The sequence below is a fragment of the Corallococcus aberystwythensis genome, from assembly GCF_003612165.1.
GTDB lineage: Bacteria > Myxococcota > Myxococcia > Myxococcales > Myxococcaceae > Corallococcus > Corallococcus aberystwythensis.
Genome location: NZ_RAWK01000373.1, coordinates 1 through 7,322, shown reverse-complemented (window position 1 = coordinate 7,322; position 7,322 = coordinate 1). Strand labels below are relative to the sequence as shown.

The following is a 7,322-nucleotide window of genomic DNA, read 5'->3' as shown; positions in this document are numbered from 1 at the left end:
CGCATGTCTCGTGGGCGCGGAGATGTGTAGAAGAGACAGGGAGGAGGGGGCGGCGGCGGCTCCTCCACCACCGGCTCTCCCGGCGGCTTCTCCGGGTCCTTCTTACACGCAGTGGCGCTCAGCACTGCGAGCATCAGGAGCATTGCGCCCCTTCGGCTCCAGCTTCGAAATGAAGACGGCCCTCCACGCATGTCGACTTCCCCTTCTGGGTCGATGTAACCGGTTGCGATTAGGAGGGGAGCTTCTGATCCAGGCGGAAACTTGTGTCAAGCGTACCCACCCGAGCGTCTCTGCCTGACTGCGTCATGTTGTTTCCGCTGCCTTGTGTTTAATGAAAACGGGCTGGAGACCTCGCTGTCCCCAGCCCGTCGTCATTTCAGGCGTTGCTCAATGCCCTGGGGCTCAGCAGAGGGGGGTGCTCATCCTGCTCGCATTCCGCCGCGCACACCGGGTCGCCATTACAGTTGTAGAACGAGCACGTCTCAGCCCAGTCCTCACACAACGAGCAGCAGGGAGCGAGGAGGTCCGCGTGCACACCAGACAGCCGGCCGTCTGGTGTTGGCCTCCGCACCCAACCCTGGCACCTACCGCCGTGGCAACTCGACTTCCTCATCCGTCGGTCCGAGCACCCGCGGTCCTTCCGGCGTCCACACGATGGGGTCGATGCACATCCGCCGTGCCGTCTGGCCCACATCCCACGCGTGGTACACCATCACGTCCTGACCGTCGGGCCCGACGACGACGCTGTTGTGCCCGGGCCCGATGATGCTGCCGGGAACCGTCCGCAGCAGCGGCGGCACGCCCTTCGGCTCGGTCCACGGGCCGAGCGGGTGGTCGGCGACGGCATATGCGACGCCGTACGACGGCGTGAGCCATGAGCCTCCGGAGTAGAAGCACCAGTACCGACCGTGCCGCTTCACGACGGACGGCCCCTCCAGCGTGTGCCAGTCGTAGACCTGGCCGTACATCTGCCGCTGACGCTGGTAGATCTGCCAGTCATCCGACGGCGTGAGCATCGTGCGCGGTCCCCCGCGCAGGGCCGTCATCCCGTCGAGCACGTCCACCGCGAGCATCGTTCCGACCCGTGCTCCCTCCAGCACGTCCCGGGCGTGGAAGAGGTACCAGGTCCCGTCGTCATCCCGGAACGGCGAGGCGTCGATGGCGAACCGCTCGTCCGGGCTCAGGTTGACGCCCAGGTCCCGGAACGGGCCCGTGGGCGCGTCCGCGACCGCGACGCGCAGGTGGTGGCCCCGGTCCTCGAACCCCACCGAGTAATACATCCACCAGCGCCCCTCGTGCTCCGCGACCTCCGGCGCCCAGTAGTCCGTGCCTGTCTCGGGAGGCAGCAGCTCCAGCGCGCCCCCCACCGAGGTCCAGTGCACGAGGTCGGGGGAGGTGAGCACCTCGAACGAGCGTCCGTCGACGACCTTCCCGGTGCCATAGGCGACGTAGCCACTTCCCGTGCGCAGCACGAACGGGTCCGCGAAGTAGGTGGGATGAACAGGGTTGCGATAACGGATCGGCATGGGACGGTTGGATATCACGGCGTCGCTCCACGACCGTGGTGACGCCTGATAACCTCCAGGCCAACAACGTCCATCCCCGGCCCGGGTGAGGGCGTCAGGAGAGCTCCCTTGTCCGGCATCAGCAGCACATTGTTCCGCGGCCTCTTCGCCGCGGCCCTGGTCCTGAATGGCTGTGCCTCGAAGAGCGGGACTCCCCCCCGGGCCGATGTGTCCTATCCGCCCGTGTTCCGGGCCAACTTCCCGGATCCGTTCATCCTCGAGCACGAAGGGCGCTATCTCGCCTATGCGACGAATGACGGCGCCAACGTGCAGATGGCGGCCTCCACCGACCTGACGACCTGGCAGCTCCTCACGGATGACGCGGCGTCAGGGCGCAAGCACGACGCGATGCCGGTCCTGCCGCCCTGGGTGAAGGAAGGTTTCACCTGGGCACCCGAGGTGCTCCGGACTGAAGCCGGCTACGTGCTCTATTTCACCGCGCGTCACGCGGCCAACGGCCTGCAGTGCATTGGCGTCGCGACCAGCCGGGATCCGCTCGGGCCCTTCACGTCGGACGCGGCCGCGCCCCTCGTCTGCCAGGAGGCGCTCGGCGGCACCATCGACGCGAGCCCCTTCCGGGCTCCGGACGGGCAGCTCTACCTCTACTTCAAGAACGACGGGAACCACTCCGCCTTCAACAAGCCGACGGAGCTCTTCGCCCAGCGGCTCTCCCCCGACGGACTCCAGCTCGTCGGCGAGCCCGTCTCGCTCGTCCGCAATGACAAACCCTGGGAGCGACACGTGGTGGAGGCGCCCACCATGGTGGAGCGGGGTGGCGCCTACTTCCTGTTCTTCTCCGCCGGGGACTATGGCTGGCAGGACTCGGAGCGCGTGTCGAGCTACGCCATCGGCTACGCCACCTGCGAGGGGCCGCTGGGGCCGTGCGTGGATGCTCCCACCAACCCGTTCCTCGCCAGCGCGTCCCAGCCCTGCCTCAGTGGTCCCGGTCACCAGACCGTGTTCCAGGCTGGAGGCAGGGACCTGATGGCCTTCCACTCCTGGTCGGCGACCCAGGCCTGCGGGCCCTTGAAGCAGGGCCGCTTCATGCACATCGCCCAGCTGTCCTGGGAGAACGGCGTGCCCCGCATCGCCCCGCGCTGAAGCTCCCGGCTCCGGAGCCCCAGCGCGGACCGGTCAGCGCTAGATGCGGAAGCGCAGGCCGAGCGCGAAGATGCTCTCCTCGTAGCGCACGTCGCGAGGGTAGGTGTCACCCTCGGGCGTGAACTGCCGGAAGCTCCGGTAGGGATTGCCGAGGATGTTGGACGCGTCGAACGTGAAGGAGAGGCCATCCAGCGGCTTCGACTTCCAGGGCGCGTAGCTCGCGGAGAAGTCGAGCCGCGCGACGCCGTCCACGTACTCCCCCGTGAAGCCGTCGCCGTCGGGGTTCTGGACGTAGCTGGTGATCCACCGCGAGCGGCGGTTGTACGCCAGCCGCGCGGACAGTCCGTCGCGCTCGTACATGGCGACGAGGTTGTAGGACCACTTGGACACGCCGGGGATGCGGCCCACCTCGCCCAGCGCCAGGTTGAAGCCCGTGGGGAAGGCCTGCTCGTCGTCCAGGTACGTGATGTTGCCGTAAACGCCGAAGCCCCTCGCGAAGCCCTCCGGGAGGAAGTCGAAGAAGGTCCCGAGCGACGCCTCGAAGCCCTGGATGCTGCCCTCTCCGCCGTTCACCGGGATGTTCACGCGCACCCGGTCCGCCCCGTAGGTGGGGTCGTCCCGCGTCACATCCAGGTTCGTGATGAAGCCCTGGATGTCACGGTGGAACAGGGCGAGTGACGCCATGCCGGTCTGCAGGAAGTAGTACTCCAGCGAGGCGTCGTAGTTGTTCGAGCGCACGGGCTCCAGGTCCGGGTTACCGCCACTGCCGGTGATCTGGCAGCCCGGCGGCGGGTTCGGATCATTCAGACAGGGCGGAGGCGAGCCGAGGGTGACCGGGCGCATCTGGTCGAAGCCCGGCCGCGTGCGCGTCTGGTTGGCGGTGAGCCGCAGGTGCAGGTCGGGGATGAAGCGGATGCGCGTGGTGGCGCTGGGGAGCAGGTCGGTGTAGCTCCCGCTGCCCTTCTGCACGGCACCGCCCACCGCCGTGGTGGAGACCTCCGTGTGCGTGCCCACCACTCGGGCGCCGACGACGCCGTCCACCCGCACGCTGCCGACCTTGAAGTCATAGCGGCCCTGCCCGTACCCGGCGTAGGTCTGCTCGCTCGCATCGAAGATGCGCAGCCGCTCGGGGTCGCCCGGGTTGAAGCCCTGGATGGCGCGCAGCTGCTCCACGTTGTTGCGGATGCTGTCGTACGTCGGCACCACCCACGTGCGCGTCCCCTGGATGTCGCCGCCGCCGCGGAAGCCGCCGCGGAACACATGGAGGTCCACCGGCAGCTCGGAGAGCGGCGTCCCGGCCGCCAGGCCGCAGGGCGCGCCGGGGTTGCCGCCGTCATCGTCGGCGCAGTAGCGCTGACCGTTCTCCTGGTAGGCGTCGCGCGTCGTGGCCCGGAGCCCGAACTCAATCTTCGGGATGAAGGACACGCCCGTCCTCAGGTCGGCGTCCGCGCGGGCCTGCCAGTCGTCACCCCCCGCGACATAGGAGCGGTCGAAGAAGCCGACGTAGCGGTAGTTGGCGGGGTCCGTCAGGTCGTAGTTCTGCAGCATGAACTCCATGCCGCCGGGCCCCCGAGGCACGTCGAAGTTGACGTCGAAAGTGGGGGAGGTGGCCAGCTCCTGGTCGAAGCTGTAGAGCGACAGGTCGAACTTGCTGTTCGTCCTCGCGACGTCGGCCGTGACGCGCAGCGGCCCCACGTCGTACGCGCCGCCGACGGCGAGCTGGAGGGTGTCCGTCTCGCGCCGGGTGGCGCCCTGGAACATGAACGGCCGGGCGGCGTTCTCCACCGTCATGCTCTGCGCCTGGTCGTCCGTGCCCGGACGCAGCGTCACGTTGGTGTACCGGGCGCCATTGCCCCACAGCCGCATCTCCAGCTGCCGGTCGGAGACGCTGTCGCGGTAGCCCTGCCAGAGTCCGTCGACATAGAACTCGAGCGCGTCATTCGGCTTCCACTGCACCGAGGCGTTGACGGACGGCCGCTCGCGCTGGCCCCCGCCGTAGAAGATGCCGACCACGTCCGGGGCGACGAACTGCTGTCCCGTGTCAGCGGCCGTGCCGGGATTGATGAAGCCGGTGTTCCAGCGCGCGGAGTCCAGGTAGTTGAGGCGCGTATAGGAGAGGTTGACCAGCGCGCCCAGCTCGCCCGCCCCGGTCTTCCAGCGGTCGGTGATGAGCAGGTTGGCGTTCGGGTCGTACCGGCCGGACTGGTTGGCGTAGGCGCCCCGCACGGAGCCGGAGACCTCGAAGCCGTCGAAGTCGAACGGCCGGCGCGAGCGCACGTCGATGAGGCCCGCGAGGCCACCCTCGACCTGCTCGGCCGTCGTGGACTTGTAGACCTCGAGCGCCGCGATGCCGCCCGCCGGGAAGTCGGCGAGGGCGACGCTGCGCGTCTCGGCGGTGAAGATTTCACGGCCGTTGTAGGTCGTCGTGAGGTCGGGCAGGCCGCGCACCAGCACCTGGCCGTTCGCCTCGCCGCGGGCGCGGTCCACCTGGACGCCCGGGATGCGCGCCGCCGTCTCGGAGACCGTCACGTCCGGCAACTTGCCGATGTCCTGCGCCACCACCGTGTCGACGATCTGGTCGGACTCGCGCTTGATGGTCTGCGCCTGCTGCATGCTGCGCTGCAGGCCGACGACGACGACCTCCTCGTAGAACTCGTCAGCGCCGACGTCGTAGGGCTCGGTGGCTTCGGCGTACGTGCCCGCGTCCGCCTGCGGCGGGGGGGCCTGCACCACCGTCCCGGCGTCCGGCGCCGTCCCGGCATCAGGGGCGTCCGGCGTGTTCTCCGCGGTCCGCAGGGGCGCGTCCGCCTGGGCCGCCCGGGCTCCAGACGGGGCGGTGGAGAGCATCAGCAGCGCGAGGGTGGTCGGGCAAAGAAGAAGTGTCTTCAAACGCATCCAGGGCTCTCCAAAAAATTCATGCATTCCAGCTTTGTTCGGGTGGCATCTGCCTTAGGGGCTGGAGGGTGTCAAGGCGAGTTATCAGTGTCTCCCGGCGCTTCTGGCCCTGAGGGGGAGAGATAAGACTCCCTGCGTCAAGGACGGTCCCTGCACGAGGTGGTAGGTGTTGCAACGGGGCTGCTATTGGACCCAGGCCCACTTGTCTGTGATTCGTGGCTCTGGGGCCGTGCGCGGGTTCACTCAGAGCGGGTTTTCCAGCTCTTCCTTCCAGCGCGATCCCGCCCGTGGCAGGCTCGCGCGCCCATCTTCATTCCAGGAGACACCGTGGAGCGGAGTTCCTTCGGTACGGCCCCGGGCGGACAGCCCGTGGAGGTCTACACCCTCACCAACCGGCAGGGGATGGAGGCGCGCGTCACCAACTACGGCGGCATCCTCCTGAGCCTGCGCGTGCCGGACCGGGACGGCCGCTTCGACGACGTGGTGCTGGGCTACGACGCGCTGGCGGACTACGTGGCGGACTCCCCCTACTTCGGCGCGCTCGTCGGCCGCTATGGCAACCGCATCGCCCGGGGTCGCTTCACGCTCGACGGCCGGCAGTACACGCTGGCGACGAACAACGGGGTGAACCACCTGCACGGCGGGCTCAAGGGCTTCGACAAGGTGGTGTGGACGGCGGCGCCCTTCGAGAACGACCAGGGCATGGGCCTGGTCCTCACCTACGTCAGCCCCGACGGCGAGGAGGGCTATCCGGGGACGCTGACGGCGCGGGTGACGTACACGCTGACCGCCGACAACGCGCTCGTCTTCGACTACCACTCCACCACGGACAGTCCCACGCCGGTCAACCTCACGCAGCACAGCTACTTCAACCTCGCGGGCGACGGGCAGCGCGACATCCTGGACCATGTCGTCACGTTCAACGCGGACCGCTTCGTCCCGATTGACGCCACGTCCATCCCGCTGGGGCCGCTGCGCGACGTGACGGGCACGCCGTTCGACTTCCGGCGGCCCACGGCCATTGGCGCGCGCATCCAGCAGGACGACGAGCAGCTGCGCAACGGGATTGGCTATGACCACAGCCTCGTGCTCGACAAGGGGGGCCAGCCCGGCGCGCTGACGCTGGCCGCGCACGTCCTGGAGCCCACCACCGGCCGGGTGATGGAGGTCCACACCACCGAGCCGGGCATGCAGTTCTATTCCGGCAACTTCCTCGACGGCACGCTGAAGGGGAAGCGGGGCGCCGTCTACCACCACCGCTTCGGCTTCGCGCTGGAGACCCAGCACCTGCCAGACTCGCCGAACCAGCCGGCCTTCCCCTCCACCATCCTGCGCCCTGGCGAAGAGTACCGCTCGCGCACCCTCTACCGCTTCTCCGTCTCAGGAGCGTGAGCTCCACTCGCGTCCCCACCCTGGTGAACACTTCGATGACGCTTCGCGAACAGGTCGAGCAGGACTTCCACCGGCGCTTCGGCGCGGCACCCACCGCCGTCGTGCGGGCCCCGGGCCGCGTCAACCTCATCGGTGAGCACACCGACTACAACGACGGCTTCGTGCTCCCCATCGCCATCGACCGCGAGGTGTGGATCGCCTTGCGTCCGCGCGAGGACCGCCGCGTCGTCGTCCACTCGCTCGACTACAGCGCGTCCCTGTCCTTCGAAATCGGGCCGCTGTCGCGCGCCGGCACGGAGTGGGGCGAATACCTCAAGGGTGTCGCCTGGGCGCTGCGGGAGGCCGGCCACACGCTGAAGGGCTGGGAGG

5 protein-coding genes are annotated in these 7,322 nt (G+C 68.5%); 3 read left to right on the top strand and 2 right to left on the bottom strand.

The window, feature by feature from the left end:
* Positions 1–584: 584 nt before the first annotated feature.
* A complete protein-coding gene (locus D7W81_RS37920) occupies positions 585–1,526 on the bottom strand; it encodes a glycoside hydrolase family 43 protein (RefSeq protein WP_120560245.1) in 942 nt (313 codons plus the stop codon).
* Positions 1,527–1,634: 108 nt separating this feature from the next.
* On the opposite strand from D7W81_RS37920, the gene D7W81_RS37915 reads away from it, so the two are divergent.
* Positions 1,635–2,666, top strand: coding sequence for a glycoside hydrolase family 43 protein (locus tag D7W81_RS37915; RefSeq protein WP_120560244.1), 1,032 nt, complete (start codon positions 1,635–1,637; stop codon positions 2,664–2,666).
* Between the two features lie 39 nt (positions 2,667–2,705).
* Here D7W81_RS37915 and D7W81_RS37910 read toward each other — a convergent pair whose 3' ends face one another.
* Positions 2,706–5,561, bottom strand: coding sequence for a TonB-dependent receptor (locus D7W81_RS37910; protein ID WP_147445767.1), 2,856 nt, complete (start codon positions 5,559–5,561; stop codon positions 2,706–2,708).
* Between the two features lie 327 nt (positions 5,562–5,888).
* On the opposite strand from D7W81_RS37910, the gene D7W81_RS37905 reads away from it, so the two are divergent.
* Together D7W81_RS37905 and D7W81_RS37900 are read left to right on the top strand one after the other, a co-directional pair.
* Entirely contained in the window at positions 5,889–6,953 is a 1,065-nt protein-coding gene (locus tag D7W81_RS37905) for an aldose epimerase family protein (RefSeq protein ID WP_120560242.1), read from the top strand.
* 35 nt (positions 6,954–6,988) lie between these two features.
* Positions 6,989–7,322: galactokinase family protein (locus D7W81_RS37900; RefSeq protein ID WP_279637935.1), on the top strand; the 334-nt coding region annotated here is incomplete at its 3' end.

Coding starts and splice junctions, on each gene's coding strand:
- D7W81_RS37920 (WP_120560245.1), bottom strand. CDS start 1,526: ATGCCGATCCGTTATCGCAACCCTGTTCATCCCACCTACTTCGCGGAC.
- D7W81_RS37910 (WP_147445767.1), bottom strand. CDS start 5,561: ATGCGTTTGAAGACACTTCTTCTTTGCCCGACCACCCTCGCGCTGCTG.